Here is a 17,308-nt window from a genome sequence, read left to right on the forward strand (position 1 = left end):
ACCATTTTACTGTACCTTGTGTCATGTAGATGACCTCCAACTGTACCTTGTGTCATGTAGATGACCTCCAATAATTGTAGTGAATAAAAAATTCACATATTACAAAAAGTACCGAATAATCACGATTACTTTTTGTAATATGTGAATTCATTGTTTCTGTTAAGCAATTTAATTATTGTTGTAAGTATATAACAGTTTGATACATTTGTCCATTAAAACCTTTAATGTTTTCAAGTAAGTATTCACCACGGTTGATCACTTCACATAAATTAATAGGAAGGGAAACGGAAAGGAAGATAAATAGATGGTAAGTTTTCAATCTTTTCAAGGCATCGTCACCATGATCAGTGATTTTATTATAGGAGAAAACGGGGAAGGAGAAGATTGTTATTCATTAATGTCTGTAGCTAACAGAAACGGAGATATCGTTAATTTTGTAATATCCCCTAGCACATTCTTTGTAGACCATGTCATGGTAGCAGTAGGTGACCAAGTTACTGGATATTACGATAGGGATGCACCTGTGCCTTTTATTTTCCCTCCACAATATCGGGCGCTTATTATGGTAAAAGATAGTTACTACCAAAATGTAAAAGTGGACTATTTTAATGAACAATTGGAAAGTAGTGACGGTCAATTAAAATTAAATGTTTCACCATATACGCAAATCATATTAACGAATGGGCAAGCCTTTACAAGAAACCCAGCAAGTAGGAATTTAATTGTTATTTATGGGCCTACTACAAGAAGTATCCCAGCACAAACTACACCAAATAAAATAATCGTTTGGTGCTAGCGGTGGAAGTGGTACTTTCATCTTGAATACAAAAAGCGATTCCTAGAATATGCACAATCTAAGAATCGCTTGGTTATTTTTTATGTTGCAAGCTTCTATATCCCATGCAATACTTCCAACGTTTCTAATATATGATCAAGAAAATCTGCAATGTCCTCCATATGCCCTTCGTTAATCTTATGGATAAACTCCACTTCTATCGTATTTAAATAACCGGAGTCTTCCTTGTTATACACAAAGCTCAGTGTTTGCGTTATTTGGATGTTATTTTCCCAAATAGCAGTTAGTACTTGCTCTATCTTTTCACACTGTATGGTTACATTTTGAATATGCTTGTTGAATCGTAATAACAAGGAACATCCTAAATTTCCCCCAAGCATTTCTAGTATCTCCCCTGCTAAGTCGTCCAAAGAAGCTTTTAATACGATTTCTGCTGTAACAGCTTGTTGATCGACTAAACTGAATTGAATCGCGAAATTCCTTGCAAGAACAGATAAATCAATCTGGTCTACCCTGTTTTGGATACTAATCTTGCGGCCTAAATTATCTAAATCATACACATGATTTTCAAATGCTACTTTTAAATTTTCGAAAATGGTTGGATCGTACATAAGAATACCTCCAAATAAAATTCCTGCGTGCTTCCCAATTGCTAGCCACCTGCTACTTTACCTAACTTTACAATGATATTATTTTCCACAACATTTCTTGTACTTTTTCCCACTGCTACATGGACATGGATCGTTGCGACCAACTTTTCCTCCATCGATTACACTGAACGGTGCAGAAGTAGTTGGAAGTGGTTGTAAATGGCGCCTTTCCCTTTGAGAAAGTTCATCTGGTGTATGGCCTCTATTTTCCCAAATGCGGGTTGTATTCGCAATCATTGATATTACTTGTACGTATTCATTTAGCAGTTTCATATCTTTCATTTCAAAACGTCCTATAAAATCCTTTACAACTTTCTGGAAATTCACACCGAAAACTTGTAATTGAAAAACTAACTCTGCTATTTCCTCATGTGCTTTGACTGTACTACCGCCAAAATAATCTTTCGAAAGCATGTTAGCTAACTTTCTCTGCTGGCTTGTCTTTTCAAAGTAGAATTCATCCGTATAGTGTAATAATTCCTTTTTTGAAGGCACGTAATATGGCTTCCCACTGACTTGTGACATTAATTCATCATAATACCCAAAGTGCACAATTGTCTCATGGACCATTGTGTTTCTATATACATTTACATATTTACTCTGAAGTAATTTTGTATAATTCGGATCTGTTAAGATTGCTTGTAGCTCCCCGCTAGAAATAGAGGGTTTATTTTGCGTGTTGTAAATCTCCAGAAACTTTGAAATTTCAATAGCCCCATATAGTTGAGAACATGCTTGGGCATATTGGATTATTAGTTCTTTGTTAGGTATAGCTTCGATATCAATGTAATCCGTGCCGCGATATTTATCGGACAGAATGAAATAATTATCATGATCGATATGTTGCCATTCTGTTTTTTTGTATTTGACAAACTTCAAGCGCTCATTCACTTCATCCCTATCAAAAGGTAAATAGGACATACTTTCTGCCCAAGCATAAGTCGTTAAATAATCCGGATGTGTTGGATCATGGTACACCTTCAAAAACTCTTCGTAGCCAGGGGGACCACCGACATCCTCTGGTGGTGCCGTCCCTTCTCCGGCAAGCAGTGTTGGATATCCAAAATAATAATCTTCGACAGTGTCTTCGAGTTCCACACGAATTCTCCAGTCATCTCCAAAGTCGTAATTGTATACCAATTGACCGTGTTTTTCTAAATAGGAATCGATTTTTATACGTGATGGTTGCTTTACGGTTTGTCCTGCAAACTTCTGTCCCTTGTATTCTTCTATAATAGCTGGATTATTTGTAATAAAATTGTCGTCTATCCCAATTCCGAAGAAATGGTACGGAGATAGTTTACTTTGAAAATTTGTCACGTATTGAATTGTTTCATGTAACCTATTAAACGTCGCCTCTGCGGGTAAAATCACTCGTCTCCAAACGGATGGTTCAAGGTATTCAAATGTTAGTTTTAGTATGTAAGCTTTCATATGTCACCTTCTCTTTTCATTATGTTTCTTCCCCAAGTACCTCTATACAAATTTTCACACTTTTTTTCAAGTCCGCATGAGACCAGCTCGGAATTTTCCCATGCTGGATGGCTAATTCATGGGATGCTGGGATATGGATAAATCCTGCTTTCATGTCAGGTTTCTTTGTTTTTGCGTAATGCAGCGCTTCATACATAACATTATTGCATAAATAAGTTCCTGCTGTATTGGATACTTCCGCAGGGAAACCTTCTTCCATCAGTTTGTTGACCATTTGGCGAATAGGCAATGTGGAAAAGTGGCCCGGTTCCCCTTCTAAATGAATTGCTTCATCCATTGGGATATGCCCTTCGTTGTCTGCTGCCCCGTCTTTTACGTTAATCGCGATGCGTTCTGGTGTGATTTTGTATCTTCCACCAGCTAGACCTAATGAAATAACTACATCCGGTTCAATTTCTGTGATATGAGCCAGAAGTTCAGTACCTGATGATGCAAAATCGACGGATAATATCTTTCCTACTATTTCATAACCTGCAAGCTCTATTCCATTTAGTTCCTTTACGATCTGCATCGTAGGATTTACTGAAAAAGATAGAAACGGTTCAAATCCTGTTAGCAATAGTTTCTTCATCGTGTCGCCCCTTTGTTCTTCTTATACTTAGTCTGTGTTTCTTCCATATGTATGTCAACAAAAATGCAGCCTCGCTTACTTTGAGTCTGCATTTCTATTGTTTTTCTATCCGGTTATTTCCTTCCCATATAACTATCTACTTACTTAATCGTCTCTACAAAATGTTTTAATATCCTAGCAGTTAAACCCCATATTGTATATTTTCCGAAATCATAAAACCATTCCTCTATCGCACGTGGTCTCCATTGGTACTTATCGCCATTCACGATCTTTTCAAAAGGGAAATCAGTTAAGGGCATTGGTTGAACGGATACTGTGTGCATATAAGGTTCATAGTTCAACAACCAGTCAACGGGTATTGTAAATACTTCTTCTACCTCTTGCTTATTAAATGATTGTATTTGATCTTGATCAATCGTCGCTACAAATGGATATACAACAAAAGTGGGCGATGAAATATATGCACTCATTTGCCCCAAAACATTGATGTTTGCTGGATCAATACCTAGTTCCTCATGGGTTTCTCTTATGGCTGCATCCATTGGTGATGCATCTGTTGGATCGATTCGACCACCCGGAAAACTAATATCCCCTGGTTGCTTTCTCATGGTTAGTGAACGTACTTCAAAAAGAACATGCCATTCTTTATCCACCTGAACAAGCGGAATCATAATAGCGGACCGTAATGCTGTCTCCTCCCCGATAAAGAGAGGTTGATTTTCATTCAACTTATTCTTTAGCTTATCCGTGAACATGGAATTTCCCCCTCCCATAACTTTATATACTCCAATCGTATCATGAAAATTACTGTTGAGAAAAGAAGCTGTACCGCTGAAGAATAGTTTTGGTAGAAAAAATGCAGACTCCATTTAAGCTGAGTCTGCATTTCTATTATTCTTCTTCATTTACAATAACTTGTTTTCCTTTAAGCTTTAACAATAACGGAACTAACAACCAAGCTGCAGCCGCAATGATAAACACCAATGACAATGGTTTGGTAAAGAATATACTAAATTCTCCGTTTGAAATCGTTAAGGCACGGCGCATATTGTTTTCAATCATTGGTCCTAACACAAGCGCTAAAACTAGCGGTGCTACTGGGTAATCATTCTTCGATAACAAATAACCTAAAATCCCGCAACCTAACAATACAAACAAGTCAAATGTTGTGTATTGTACTGCATATACACCGAAGAAGGAAATAGCAACAATCATCGGTAGTAAATACTTTTTCGGTGTTTCAATAATTTTTGCAAAGACACGTACTAATGGCATATTCAGTACAAGTAACATTAAGTTCCCGATGAACATACTTGCAATTAGCCCCCATGCCACTTCCGGATGCTCGTCAAAAAGTAGTGGACCCGGCTGGATATTATACATAATTAGCGCACCCATTAATATTGCTGTTGTACCTGAACCAGGGATTCCTAGCGTTAAAAGCGGAATCATCGCTCCACCAGAAGCAGCATTATTTGCTGACTCTGGACCAGCTACACCTGCAATATTTCCCTTGCCGAACGTTTCCGGGTTTTTACTAAACTTTTTCTCTGTCATATAAGAGAAAAATGACGCAAGCGTCGCACCTGCTCCAGGTAACACGCCGATAAAGAATCCTAGAAGCGATCCACGCGTAATTGGTATCGCGCTGTCTTTCAGATCTTGTTTAGTTGGCATAATACGATGAATTTTGGCAATTGCACCCGTCTCATCATCTTTTTCTAAAATCGTTTTAAACACTTCACCTAGTGCAAATAAACCTACTGCAACTGTTAAAAATTCAAGTCCTGAATACAAAATAGGTTGATCGTATGTAAAACGGGCAATACCAGAAACCGCATCGATCCCAATTGTACCTAACATAAGTCCAAAAACAGTCATCATCATTGCTTTCGTCATCGACTTTCCAGCAAGTCCACTAACCGCTGCTAAACCTAATAACATTAAGGAAAAGTATTCCGCCGGTCCAAACTTTACAGCAACATTGGATAGCGGTTCGGCTAAAAGTACAAGTCCTATTAATGCTACAATGCCTGCACAAAATGATCCAATCGCCGAAATGGCTAAAGCTGCTCCTGCACGCCCTTGTTGCGCCATTTGATAACCGTCTAATGTCGTCACAACGGAAGAAGATTCCCCTGGTGTGTTTAATAAAATGGAGGTAGTCGAACCCCCATACATCGCTCCATAATAAACTCCCGCTAATAATATAATCGAACTTGCCGCAGCTGCACTAGTTGGCATCCCTGAAGTAATCGTTGCCGTCACAGGAATAAGGAGTGCAACACCGCTCATCGGCCCAATACCAGGTAGTACTCCTACAGCCGTACCAATGATAACACCGACCAAAGCAAACAATAAATTATGCCACTGAAATGCGATAGCAAATCCGTCTGCTAAAAAATGTAATGTATCCATAGCTTAACCCCTTCCTCTCTACAACAACGGAAACCCTGGCAATGAACCGCCGAGTAGCTCCGAAAAAAGATAATAAACACCGAAGGCAAAAAACGCAGAAATAAGAAGCGATGACACTATCTTTCCACGTTCCATCGTTTGAAAAGCAATTAGTAAAAATAGAAAAGTAGATACGACATAGCCAATCTTCTCTAGGAAAAAGGCATAAAGCACTGCACTTACGAAAATGATAAGGAACTTTTTATATTGCAGTTGCTCTTTCTTAGATTCTTCCGATTTGTATTTAAATGTTTCCCATAAAAGACGAATGCTTAATACAATCATAATAATACCAAGCCACATAGGAAATATTTTCGGTCCGACGGATGAGCCATAAGCACTGTCAGAAATTTTTTGACTTTCTACGAGAAATAAAATCCCCACTAACAAAAAGGTAACCCCGGCAAACCGATCGAATTTTTTATTCATTTATGATTCTCTCCTAACTTAAAAAGGCGACTTTGCAGCCGCCCACATAATGTTATTTTTGCATGCCAAGTGCTGTTAACAGGTCAACAATTACTTTATCTTGTTCTTCTAAATAAGAAGTAAAGTCTTCTGAGTTACGATATTCGCTTGCCCAGCCATTTTTCTCTAATTCTGCTTTCCACTCATCTTTTTCTACCATTTGTGCTAACTTATCAGACCAATAGTTTTTAGCATCCTCAGACATTTCTTTCGGTCCAAAAATACCTCTCCAAATCGTAAATTCCGCATCGATACCAGACTCTTTAAAAGTTGGTACTTCTGCTAATTCTCCCTCTAATCGTTCAGAAGAGCTAACTGCTAATACACGCACATCCCCAGATTTTGCATATGTTGCAATCGTAGATGCATCCGTTGCAATAACATCTGCATTCCCACCTAGTAATGCAGCAACCGCTTCTCCTCCACCATCATATGACACATACTTCACTGATTTCGGGTCTATTCCTGCTTTAAAAGCTGGCAAAATTCCTACTAGATGGTCCATCGATCCAGGTGCAGATCCACCTGCAAGTGTTACTGCTGTCGCATCTGCTTTAATCGCATCAAGTACATCTTGCAAAGTTTCAAATGGCGAGTCGTTTTTTACAACAATTGCTCCGTAGTCACGAGTTAGTTGTGCTAGTGGTGTTGTATCTTTGTAGCCATAAGGGCTATTTCCTTCTGCTTTATCATTGTTAATAAGAATCGGTGGAGACTTTACCATAAGCACATAGTCATTTTTCGCTTCTTTCGTTGCAAACTCTGCCATGTAAACAGCTCCGCCACCTCCTGGTTTATTTTCAACGACGATTGATTTTTCGATTAATTTCGTATCATTCATCGTTTTAGCGATTGATCGGGCTGTTAAATCCCATCCTCCACCAGCACCTGATGGAGCAACAATCGTAATATTATTTTTCGGATAATCCGAAGTAGACTTCCCTTCTACTTTAGTTTCGCTCCCCTTTTCGCTTGACGAACAAGCCGCTAACCCTACCGCTAAAGCCGTCGTTAACGCAATGGACGTGATTTTCTTCCAAGTTTTCATAATATCCCCCTTATCCCAAATGTAATGACAGCGTTTTCAAACGCTTATTAATAATTTATCAGAACATTTGACCAATACAATGCTTATGGTGATAAGTTGGATAATGAAAATAAAGCTCATTTTATTCATATTGTTCACGACATTTGGATAAAGTATCTCCGTTCTGGTCTACCAACTGATCCATAAATTAGCTCCGCATATACTAGCTTTTCCGAAGCAAGATATTCTAAATAACGCCTTGCAGTTGAACGACTTACACCAACCTCTAACCCAAGTGCTTCTGCTGTTATGCCGTCATTTACTTTCATAATATGATTGACCACTTTTTCCTTCGTAATGGGATCAATTCCTTTTGGTGGTGCCTCTTCCGAATGAGGAAGGGGTGAAGTGTTATTCCAAAGCGACTTGATTAGGTCTTCTTGTACTCTTCCACTACCTGTAAGAATATCCCTTTTCATCTGATAGGATAGTAAGCTTTCTTTAAACTTCTCAAATGTTAATGGTTTTAAAATATAGTCTGCTACACCACCCCGAAACGCTTTTTTCACTATTTCCGATTCTGCCGCTGCAGTGATAAAAATAATATCCGTATCTGGACTATTTTCTTGTATGATTGTCAGTAAATCCGTTCCGAGTGTATCGGGAAGATATACATCTAGCAGTATTAGATCAGGCATATATGAAATAATCCAATCCTTTGCTTCTTCCCCCGTATACGCAGAACCGATAACTTTGAACCCTTCTAACTTTTCAATAAATCGTCGATGAATATCAGAAATTCGTTTATCATCTTCTACGATTAATATCTCTATTTGCTTTGTCATGTAAATATCCCCCTTTTGGAATAGAAACGATAAAAAGCGCCCCACCCAAATCCCCGTTTTCAAGCGCAATAGAACCACCTAGATCATTCACATTTTCCTTTACTTTCACCAAACCAAATCCTCGATTCGTATCACTTTTCGTAGATACTTTTTCTTGCCAAACGACATTCAGTACTTCCACCGGCACCCCTGAACCTGAGTCTTCCACCTCTATTATTATTTCTTCTCCATTATCCACGAACAATATGCGAACAATGCGACTCTCTTCTGGAAATTTTTCCACCGCTTCAAATGCATTAGTCACTAAGTTACCAATGATAGACACAAGGAGGTGCTTTTGAAGATGTTTTGGTAGTTTTTCTAAATAACTATCTTCATCTAATATAAACCGCACCTTTAATTCCTTTGCACGATTAAGAAACCCAATGACAATCCCGCCAAGGAACGGGTCCTGTAAACGCTTCGTCATAAATTGAATAAGCGATTGATGCTCTGCCGTCTCCACATGAATCAATTCAAGCGCTTCGTCATAAGAGTTCAATTGAATAAGGCCTGATATCGTATATAAAAAGTTATTGTATTCATGTGTTTGAGCGCGTAAAGCCTCGGTATATTGCTTCACTTGAGATAGCTCCTCCGCTAAACGGTCAATATCGGATTGGGAGCGAAAACTAGACACAGCACCGATAATTTTCTCTCCGACTCGAATTGGTATTCGATTGACCATTGCCTTTTTGCCCCTAATTTCCATCGAACGATCTAAATGTTCTTCTCCTGACTCCAATACTTGAGGGAGATATGTATTTGGTATAACCTCCCATATATTACGACCGACTAGTTCTGTTTCAGCGGGTAAAGATAAAATCTCATGCGCTGCTAAATTCGCCATTGTTATAGCACCTTTCGCATCTACCATAATAATTCCTTCACGAACGGATTCGATTAACGCATTACGCTCTGTAAATAAAGTCGCTATTTCCGCTGGTTCCAGATTAAAAAGTTCTTTCTTAATATTTCTAGCCAATATACTAGAGCCAAGTATTCCTAGTAATATAGCAATCACGACAATATAAGCAATATTATCCACATACCGAATGAATATCGTGGTCATATCCTCTTTTAAAAAACCAACTGATATAATTCCAATAATATCTCCGTTCCCATCTATTACAGGAGCCTTTCCTCTAAGCGCGGTACCAAGTGTACCAGTGGCTTCCGAAATATAGGACCTCCCGTGTAGTAGGGCTTGTTCATTGTCATCCCCCACCATTTTTTTCCCGATTCTTTCTACTACTGGATGCGCATAGCGGATACCCTCTTTATCCCCAATAACCACATATTCTGCTCCTGTACTTGACTGTATGGACAACGCAATCGGCTGTAATACATCTGATGGATTGTCCGACCTGAAACCTGCGACAATATCAGGGCGTTCGGCTGTTGTCACGGCAATACTAAGTGCTCTTTCTCCAATTTGCCCTTCAATCGCATGCGAAATAATAAAATAAAAAGATATCCCCGTCATAATCGCTACGAGTGACACAAAGACTGCTCCAAAACTAAAAATACGTGCTTGTAATGACTTCTTTTCCATACTAATCACTCACTATCCCCACAAAATATTCGAAAGATAAATAACAATTGTCACTGTAATACAACTAACAACAGTTGAAAACAACACAATTTGTGCAGCTAAATTCGCTTCTACATCATACTCAAGTGCAAGAGTTGAACTATTTCTAGACGTTGGAAAAGCACTTGCGATAAATAATGACTGTGCAACGACCCCGTCGAATCCCATTAATAGGATTAACCCGAAGGCTAGGACTGGTCCTATCACTAATCGACCGATTGTACTTGTTAATATGACTTTATTTAAAATCGTTTTTATATCTAACTGCGCTAATTGCGCCCCTAAAGTAATTAAAGCAATCGAAATGAACGCGTTCGCTAAATAATCGACGGGTATTCGCAAAAATATCGGAATACCAATATCGAATATATTCATCAAAGCTCCTAGAATAAGTGCATGAACAATCGGTAAACGAAGCAAGCTACGTAAAATATCAAAGCCAGACTTTGTAGAAGAGATTAAATTATAAAGACCATATGTATAGGTAATAACATTTTGGAAAATAACAATAATAATTTGAATAGATGTTCCAAGAGGATTCGCCGCAAACAGCATCTGACTGACGGGAATACCGTAATTTCCTGAATTGATAAGTACGACACTATTTTTATAAATGGCAGCTTGGTTACTATTAAGTTTTAATAGCTTACTAATAATCGTTCCTAACACCATTAAACAAACACTAAAAATCAATAGGTAAATAATGATTTGCCCTAATACTCCCGCATTTACCTTTGTTTCATATATATTGATGAAAACAGCTGCCGGCATTAAACAATACGTGATTAAGTTTGATAGCGCTTTTAAATTAAATTGAAACTTTAGCTGTAACGATGCACCTATTCCAAGCATAATTAAAATCGGGGCAACTACTTGAAAAAACACCATGCCCAAATAAACCATCCACAACACCCTTCCCTAATAAAATACACTTCCCCTCAATTATTATCCCACTATTTATAATTTTCTGCTACGTCTCATATTAGCTTGGTTGCTTTCGCTGTTCAATTGGTTGGCCTCACAACAGCCTTTGTTGCTTTCAGGGTTCAATTGGTTGCCCTTCCTGTAGAATGGTTGCTCTAAAAGCCAACTTGGTTGCCCTACGCCACTTTTTTACAAATAAACACGCTCTGTAAGTGACCATATCTTTTATGCAAGTCACTCTCCGTTTTTCGCCAGTCACCGAAAAACAGATTACATAGAAGAAGATTCGCCATACACTGGCATTACAAAGAAAACTAGCGGAGGGATAGCAAATGAATATAATCGAAGTCAGCAATTTAAAAAAATCAAACGGAACAAACAATGTGTTACAAGGTGTAAACTTTCAAGCTCAACCTGGAGAAATCATAGGAGTAATCGGAAAAAATGGAGCTGGAAAATCGACCTTTCTGGAAATATTAATGACGATCAAACAGTACGATGCAGGGACGGTTATTGTATTGGATGAAAATATTGAATCACTATCTATGAACCGTCTCGAACTTGTCCGTAAACAAATTTCTGTTGTACTTCAACCGACTCAATTTTATAAAACATTGAAAGTAGAAGAACTACTTAAACTATTCAAAGCATATTACAAATCGAACCTGGATATAAAAAAAATCATATCCGATTTCAAATTGGAACCGCATCGAAAAAAGTATTTCGATAAACTCTCTGGTGGTTGGAAACAAATTGTCAGCTTAGCAATCGCTTTTTTATCGGAACCAAAACTTCTTATTTTGGATGAACCAACAACTGGACTGGATCCGCATATGCGCAATATGCTTTGGTCCTACATTACAGATTACAACAAACGAACAGGCGGTACGGTCATTTTAACAACTCACAATATGGATGAAATTGAACTGTATTGCGACAAAGTAATGCTTATCAATAATGGCGTGAATGAAGTATTCGATACTACAGAAGTCATTTTGGCATCTGGATTCAATTCGATCAACGAGTTTTATCTTGCGAAAGTATCTATTTAAGGGGGAAAAAATATGTTAGCGACACAGTTAAAGTATGATTTAATCATGTTTTCAAGGGAATTGTTTTACTTAGTTTTCACGGTTTTTGTACCACCCGCAACGTATATTTTCATGGGGCAACTATTTGGTGAGCAAACGTACGCTGGTAACTTAAGCTATGCACAAACATATACACCATCATTCATCTTACTCATCACATTCACCGTTGTATTTTTCGCTTTTGGATTCGATCAAGTGACACAACGTACAACAGGCGTAGAAAAGCGAATTTCTCTTTCTCCTGTTTCTAAAAATACGCTTTTACTTTCTAGCATTATCCGCTCCACTATTATTACGAGCCTAGGATATGGATTTATTTTTATCATTGGACTGTTGATGTATGATTTGGAGTTTCAGTTACTTAGCTTTTTAACTTCTTATGGATTTTTTATCTTACTGAATGCTGCGTTACTTACTATGGCATCTGCTATTTACTCATTCTTCCAAAATATGAATAGTGCGCTAGTCTTCTCTATCGTTATTTTTCAAGTAGTAATCTTCACTGGTGGTTTCACCATGCCTATTAGATTGATGCCAAAATTCATCCAAATAATTGCGGATTTTAATCCAATGTACCATATGAATAATTTATTTATCGCTGTTTGGAACGGTCAGCTTTCTTTTGAGAATAACGTACTACTTTCTATTGGATACATTGGGGTACTAGTCATTGTGGCGCTTATCGTTCTTCGCATTCAGAATAAACGAAAAATAGGATAGCTCACCAACGTAGAAACGTTTACACTTAAGTGGAGAGAGGTGTAAAAATTGAAAGTATCATTGAATATAGATAGTGATTTTAATGAAACAAAAGTGATGATTGAAACACCGGAATTAGACGATTCCGTGCAAGAGATCCTTGATTTCATTAAAGGTCGGGAAACGGAATTCCTCGTCGGAAAAAAAGGAGAAATGCAGCATATTTTAAAACCAAGTGACATTCACTATTTCCACACCGAGAAAGAAGCTGTTTTCGCTGTAACATCTACCGGTTCGTATAAATTAAAAGAAAAACTATATGAAATGGAAGAAATTCTTCCTTCGCATAAATTTATCCGACTCTCCAAATCGGTTATTGCCAATTTACATGAATTGAGTCGTTTTGAAGCGTCATTTAATGGCACACTCTGTGTGTATTTTAAATCAGGTGCGAAGGAATATGTCTCTCGAACTTACGTGAACGCTATAAAAGAAGCTTTAAAAATGAACAGGAGGAAAGGCGAGTGAAAACTTTTTTATTTCGAAGTATGATTGGAATTTTTTTCGGGGCATTTCTTGCAGTTGTTTTTACGAATCTATTTGTGCTTTCAAACGATCATCGTATGCTAGATGGTACATTATTTATGAAAAATTCGCTTGGCTCAATCTTTTGCGGTTGGTTTTTCACGGTAAGCTCGCTGTATTTTGAAAATCCGAATTTGCGATTATCACAACAAACTGCACTACATTTTGCAACCGTCATTATTTTGTATTTTATTTTAGCTTTTGGAATCGGCTGGGTTCCTTTTAACTTAACTAGCTTTTTCATTGCGATAGTTTTTTTTCTCGGATTCTACGTGATTTTTTGGACATCATTTTATCTTTATTTTAAACGACAAATGAAGAAGTTGAATGAGGAACTAGAATTAATGTAAAAGGGATCCTAACTTTTTTGTAGAATCCCTTTTTATGATTAGTATCCAATTGGTACGTATCCAGTTTTCTCGATTAACTCCTGTCCTTGATCGGACAATACCCATTCGATAAACTTCCCTACGTTCGGGTTATCTGTATCTGCTGTCACTATATAAAACTCTGAAGCAATTGGATAGGCACCTGATCGAATCGTTTCCTTTATGGGTGCTACTCCGTCTATTTCCAACAATTTAATTTCCTTATTTTGTACCATTTCAGTAGAATAAAAACGAAATGTGTAACCAATCGCATTTTTATAGTTTTTATACTTCGAAACTTCTTGAATAATGCCACCCATTCCGGAAGCAATATTTTCTGTTGGTGCCTCCATAATTGGGATATCTCCCATTAAATGCTCCAATGCTGACTGGCTTCCACTATCCGCTGGGCGTTGGAATGCCCGAATACTATCCTTTATTCCACCAACCTCTTCCCAATTCGAAATTTTTCCTGCGTAAATATCTTTGATTTGCTCCATGGAAAGTCCGGAAACAGAATTTTTCTGATGAACAAAAAAGACAAACGCTTCTCGACCAATAGGTGTCATTTTGAGCTCTTTTCCATTTTGCTTTGCCGTTGTTATTTGCGACTTAGAAGGCGCTGCGGCAAAAATCATATCCACTTCCCCTTGGATTAAATTGTTAAAGGCATCTGGTGTTGTATTGACCATTACTTCACTATCAAATGGATAATATTCCTTTTCAGGATAGGTCGCTTGAACAAATGCTGAATACAGTGGATAAAGTGCAGTTGCACCATCCATTTTCGGTAAATCTCCTGTCAATTTTAAAGTAGAATCATAATCTAAAGTTGCAATTTTTCCAGTATCAGAAAAAGGCATGTAATCATATACATTCACTTCTGCGTCGACTGAAGGAATCCAGTTTGTATAAATATGTTGAATCGGAGAAATGGCACTAACTATAATAGCTGCTCCCGCTATACTTCCGAAGGCTACCTTTCGCTTCTTCGTTTTGAAAAAATGAAAAAGAATAAGTAAATAAAACACATACAAATTAACCGCAACCGTAATTATTAGCGCAACGTAATAAAAGTTTCCAGTTATTATCACAATAAATAAAATAAATAATGTTAGAAAAAACATTCCTACGAGCACAAAGAGTGCATATAAAATTGGTTCCACAAGTGACTTTTTCTCCAATAGATATCGCCCCCATTTGTCTATTCTCCAAATCATGTCGAAATCCCTTCCTATATGAGTATATCTGTTTAATCAGTACTTTTTAGGGAACTATATTACTGATTTATATTTTTTAAAGATTAGTATTGCTAATATTTTATAAATGTCGTTTAATTATCTAGTTATTAAAAAACGTAAAGGAATGTGATAAATGAAAAAGCTTATTAGCTACCTAACTTTGTCGATGTTAGTCGGAATGTTATTAGTAGCGTGTACACCAAAAGAAGAAAAGACCAACGAAAAAGAAGAAACAGTACAAGATGGAAAAACTGTTAATCGCGAAGATGCAAATAGCAAATATCTATCTGCTGTAGACGTGGATTATGCCTACAATTTCACGAAAAGTCTCGAAGAATTTAAAACCAATGAAAAGCTAGGTTATCGTACTGCCGGATCTGAAGCAGAGCTGAAAACTGGGGAAAAAATTGGAGAAGAAATGAAAAATATTGGACTTTCCGAAGTGACAAAAGATGAATTTACCGTGGACACTTGGGATTTTGAAAAAGCCGATTTGACGTTTACTGATGCAGACGGCAAAGAATACCTTGCTGTTTTAGGAGGTTATCAAACGAATTTCGATACCAATGGCGAAAAGGAATTCGATATAATCTATGCTGGTAAAGGAACAGAGGCTGATTTAGAAGGTGTCGATGTCGAAGGAAAACTCGTTTTAGTTGATATTAACCAACGCGAAGAATGGTGGATTAACTACCCTGCTTATCAAGCGCACTTAAAAGGCGCAGCTGCAGTAATTGCTGTTCARGAAGCTGGGTATTCAGAAGTGGATCCTGATGCATTGAATGCACAAGATATTATTGGGCCAGCCGATGCTCCGGCATTCTCAATGTCACAAACAGATGCAAATAGTTTGAAAAAAGCATTAGAAGCAAGTGAAAATGGCATCATGTCAGTGAAGTTTGACGCCAAATCAACAGTTGAATTTGCCGGTAAAACGTATAACTATTACGGCAAAATCATCGGAAAAGACCCAGATTCTTATATCATTTTATCTGCACATTATGATTCTTATTTCATAGGATTCCAAGATGACCATGCAGCAATCGGGTTAATGATGGGTGTTGCCAAAGGGTTAATCGATAGTGGTTACCAACCAGAAAAAACGATTATTTTCAATGCACTTGCTGCTGAAGAGTGGGGAGTTTCTGACACTCGTTATGACTGGTCAACTGGGGCCTACAATCAGATTTTCAATGTACATCCAGAATGGGTTGGAAAAGCGTTTGCCAATATGAACTTTGAACTTCCTGCTTATGAACATACAACACAAGATGAAATTCGTTCTGTTTATGAATTAAACAACTATTTAACGAAGTTTGCAGAGAAAGTACCAGCTGTAGAAGGCGTTTATAAAGACGGTATTTCCGTTGTATCACCACTCCGCACTTGGTCGGATGACTTCTCATTTGCGATTGCTGGTGTTCCTGCTCTTCGTAACGATTTCCAAGATAGTGATTTTATGCGTTCTCATTATCATTCTCAATTTGACAATGAAGACACATACAATGAAGATGCACTAAAATTCCACTTGAATTTATACGGATTACTTGCCATGCACTATGATGAAACTGCCGTAGTACCACTAGATTTCACGACTCGTTTGAAAGCAATGAAAGAAGATATTAATGCAGAAACTTTTGAAAAAGCTGCAGTATCCTCTGAAGAACTTGTAGCAGAAATTGATCGCGTAATTGCAACTGCTGAGGAAGTAAATGCGCGCGTTGCCAAAGTAAACGAAGACTATTTAGCCGCTCTAACAAAAGGTGATACCGATGCAACTAATAAATTATATAAAGAAAGTAGAAATCTAAACGGTGGATTACTTGCCGCATTTAAATATGCAGAGGATCAATTTGTGCGTCTTACATGGGAGGATGAACCAATTTTCCCACACACTCATGCACAAAATAACATGGTTAATTTAGCATTATCCATTGATGCGTTAAACAATGGCGAAATCTCTACTGCTCTAGACGAGCATCTATGGGCTATCGATAATAACTGGTACGCATATGATTTTGATAAAGAAGTATTCGATTACTTCACAGACTACGTATTAGAAGCCCCAAAAGAAAAACTGATGTGGGGTAACGGAAGAATCGTTGGTCATGAAGATTTATTTGATACAATCAATTCATTGCAGGCAAAAAGTGAACAAGCTAATGCCGATGTAACTGCTGAACTTGAAACATTGAACGATGCTTTAGAAAGACAAAAAGAGCTTCTGAAAACAACTGTTGCAGATGAAACTACAAGTGTGAAAGAGCTTGGTTCGATGTTGAATGAGCTGAAATAACAGAAGTGAGGGCTCCTAACTATTTTGGTTAGGAGCTCTTTTTTAGGTTCTATAATATTTGTTGGGGTTTTCCTACAATTGTGCATAAAAAAATGCACGTAACTTCTGTTTCTTTTATACTTGAATTGTCGAGAAACAAGTATGAAAAGGAGCTACGTACAAA

17 protein-coding genes are annotated in these 17,308 nt (G+C 37.6%); 6 read left to right on the top strand and 11 right to left on the bottom strand.

Annotated features, from left to right (window positions below; genetic code table 11):
- The first annotated feature begins 304 nt into the window (after positions 1-304).
- A complete protein-coding gene (locus tag AC1DFT_RS19885; protein ID WP_478161262.1) occupies positions 305-796 on the top strand; it encodes a hypothetical protein in 492 nt (163 codons plus the stop codon).
- Positions 797-891: 95 nt separating this feature from the next.
- On the opposite strand, the gene AC1DFT_RS19890 is transcribed toward AC1DFT_RS19885, so the two are convergent.
- The 10 genes from AC1DFT_RS19890 to AC1DFT_RS19935 all read right to left on the bottom strand — a co-directional run bounded on the left by AC1DFT_RS19890 (position 892) and on the right by AC1DFT_RS19935 (position 10,844).
- Positions 892-1,407 (bottom strand): hypothetical protein, encoded by a 516-nt coding sequence (locus AC1DFT_RS19890; RefSeq protein WP_478161264.1) that lies wholly within the window; start codon positions 1,405-1,407, stop codon positions 892-894.
- 78 nt (positions 1,408-1,485) lie between these two features.
- Positions 1,486-2,880 carry an IS1096 element passenger TnpR family protein gene (locus tag AC1DFT_RS19895; RefSeq protein ID WP_478161266.1) on the bottom strand — a complete coding sequence of 465 codons (1,395 nt, stop codon included), beginning with the start codon at positions 2,878-2,880 and terminating at the stop codon, positions 1,486-1,488.
- A gap of 19 nt (positions 2,881-2,899) precedes the next feature.
- A complete protein-coding gene (pcp, locus tag AC1DFT_RS19900; protein ID WP_478161268.1) occupies positions 2,900-3,511 on the bottom strand; it encodes a pyroglutamyl-peptidase I in 612 nt (203 codons plus the stop codon).
- 140 nt (positions 3,512-3,651) lie between these two features.
- Positions 3,652-4,266, bottom strand: a complete 615-nt coding sequence (locus AC1DFT_RS19905) for an NUDIX hydrolase (protein ID WP_478161270.1) — start codon at positions 4,264-4,266, stop codon at positions 3,652-3,654.
- Between the two features lie 136 nt (positions 4,267-4,402).
- The gene (locus AC1DFT_RS19910; RefSeq protein WP_478161272.1) at positions 4,403-5,929 is read right to left on the bottom strand and encodes a tripartite tricarboxylate transporter permease; all 1,527 of its coding nucleotides are present in this window, start codon (positions 5,927-5,929) and stop codon (positions 4,403-4,405) included.
- A gap of 18 nt (positions 5,930-5,947) precedes the next feature.
- Complete coding sequence (locus tag AC1DFT_RS19915; RefSeq protein WP_478161274.1) at positions 5,948-6,397, bottom strand: tripartite tricarboxylate transporter TctB family protein; 450 nt, start codon at positions 6,395-6,397, stop codon at positions 5,948-5,950.
- Between the two features lie 52 nt (positions 6,398-6,449).
- Positions 6,450-7,484 (bottom strand): Bug family tripartite tricarboxylate transporter substrate binding protein, encoded by a 1,035-nt coding sequence (locus AC1DFT_RS19920; RefSeq protein WP_478161276.1) that lies wholly within the window; start codon positions 7,482-7,484, stop codon positions 6,450-6,452.
- Positions 7,485-7,618: 134 nt separating this feature from the next.
- Positions 7,619-8,308, bottom strand: a complete 690-nt coding sequence (locus AC1DFT_RS19925) for a response regulator (RefSeq protein ID WP_478161278.1) — start codon at positions 8,306-8,308, stop codon at positions 7,619-7,621.
- Positions 8,271-9,902 carry an ATP-binding protein gene (locus AC1DFT_RS19930; protein WP_478161280.1) on the bottom strand — a complete coding sequence of 544 codons (1,632 nt, stop codon included), beginning with the start codon at positions 9,900-9,902 and terminating at the stop codon, positions 8,271-8,273. Before AC1DFT_RS19930 ends, AC1DFT_RS19925 begins: the two co-directional genes overlap by 38 nt.
- Positions 9,903-9,914: 12 nt before the next feature.
- Positions 9,915-10,844 (bottom strand): AEC family transporter, encoded by a 930-nt coding sequence (locus AC1DFT_RS19935; protein WP_478161282.1) that lies wholly within the window; start codon positions 10,842-10,844, stop codon positions 9,915-9,917.
- Positions 10,845-11,197: 353 nt separating this feature from the next.
- Between AC1DFT_RS19935 and AC1DFT_RS19940 the strand changes: the two genes are divergently transcribed.
- Genes AC1DFT_RS19940 through AC1DFT_RS19955 form a run of 4 tightly spaced genes read left to right on the top strand, consistent with a single transcriptional unit; the run spans position 11,198 to position 13,590 of the window.
- Complete coding sequence (locus tag AC1DFT_RS19940) at positions 11,198-11,917, top strand: ABC transporter ATP-binding protein (RefSeq protein ID WP_478161284.1); 720 nt, start codon at positions 11,198-11,200, stop codon at positions 11,915-11,917.
- A 12-nt stretch (positions 11,918-11,929) separates the two neighbouring features.
- Positions 11,930-12,676, top strand: a complete 747-nt coding sequence (locus AC1DFT_RS19945) for an ABC transporter permease (RefSeq protein ID WP_478161286.1) — start codon at positions 11,930-11,932, stop codon at positions 12,674-12,676.
- 48 nt (positions 12,677-12,724) lie between these two features.
- Positions 12,725-13,183: a LytTR family DNA-binding domain-containing protein gene (locus AC1DFT_RS19950; RefSeq protein WP_478161288.1), complete on the top strand. Its 459-nt coding sequence runs from the start codon at positions 12,725-12,727 to the stop codon at positions 13,181-13,183.
- Complete coding sequence (locus AC1DFT_RS19955; protein ID WP_478161290.1) at positions 13,180-13,590, top strand: DUF3021 domain-containing protein; 411 nt, start codon at positions 13,180-13,182, stop codon at positions 13,588-13,590. The genes AC1DFT_RS19950 and AC1DFT_RS19955 overlap by 4 nt, the downstream gene beginning before the upstream one ends.
- A 38-nt stretch (positions 13,591-13,628) precedes the next feature.
- On the opposite strand, the gene AC1DFT_RS19960 is transcribed toward AC1DFT_RS19955, so the two are convergent.
- A complete protein-coding gene (locus tag AC1DFT_RS19960) occupies positions 13,629-14,792 on the bottom strand; it encodes a PstS family phosphate ABC transporter substrate-binding protein (protein WP_478161292.1) in 1,164 nt (387 codons plus the stop codon).
- A 190-nt stretch (positions 14,793-14,982) separates the two neighbouring features.
- Between AC1DFT_RS19960 and AC1DFT_RS19965 the strand changes: the two genes are divergently transcribed.
- Positions 14,983-17,145 (top strand): M28 family peptidase, encoded by a 2,163-nt coding sequence (locus tag AC1DFT_RS19965; RefSeq protein ID WP_478161294.1) that lies wholly within the window; start codon positions 14,983-14,985, stop codon positions 17,143-17,145.
- Positions 17,146-17,308: the final 163 nt, after the last annotated feature.

The organism is Psychrobacillus sp. 05T411, assembly GCF_056396485.1.